General features: G+C 71.2%; 1 protein-coding gene. It reads right to left on the bottom strand.

The window, feature by feature from the left end; translation table 11 throughout:
• Positions 1-706: HNH endonuclease signature motif containing protein (locus tag EJC77_RS20285; RefSeq protein WP_240629797.1), on the bottom strand; the 706-nt coding region annotated here is incomplete at its 3' end.
• Between the last annotated feature and the right edge of the window lie 67 nt (positions 707-773).

Raw genomic sequence — 773 nt, 5'->3', positions numbered from 1 at the left:
CGATCTGCTCGGCGAGCCAGTCCGGGTACCGGGGCGGTGATTGGTGGCTGGGTGGGGGCGGGTAGTACCGGCCGGAGGGTGAGGTCCAGCCGACGCGGCCGCCACCGGTCATGGTGGGGCGCCACCTGCGGATAGTCGGCAGGCTGCGCCAATTCAATGGGCGTTTCCCGTCCTGGTCCTTGCGGTCGCCGCGGTGTTTGAGGTAATGGTGGCGGGCGCAGAGGCACTGAAGGTTGGCCATGGTGGTGGGGCCGCCGTCTTCCCAGGGGACGATGTGGTCGACGTCGGCGGTGACGGCGCGTTGCGTGCAATTCGGGAACGTGCAGTACTGGTCCCGGGCCTGCAAACGGCGCCGCATCGCCGTCGTGACCCGGTAGCGGTCCGGGTGGACGTCGAGGGGTTCCCCGGTGACCGGGTCGGTCAACACGCGCAGGAAGGACGGGCAGTCCCCGGCCAACAGCCGGGCGATGGACGCCGGAATGGGGCCGTACCCGGCCAGTTCGCCCTGTTCGTCGGTCAGGCCGAGCAGGGACAGGAACGGCACGGTGACCAGGATGTCCGCCCGGGGCCGGGGGCCGGTGGCCGGGTCGATGACCGTGCCGTCGGCACCGACCGTGAAACTCGGCCCGGACGCATCGCCACCACCCTGCGCGTCCTCACGACGCGGATTCCCATGCCCCAGCAGCAGCGACGCGGCCGTGTCCACCCGCAATTGGCTCAGCGTCCGGGGTTCGTCCGGGGACCGCAGTCCCCGCGCTATCGCGGTGCACCGG

Source organism: Specibacter cremeus, assembly GCF_003946885.1.
GTDB classification, from domain to species: domain Bacteria; phylum Actinomycetota; class Actinomycetes; order Actinomycetales; family Micrococcaceae; genus Specibacter; species Specibacter cremeus.
The sequence above is the reverse complement of the archived record's forward strand: the minus strand, read 5'-3'. Positions and strand labels throughout refer to the sequence as shown.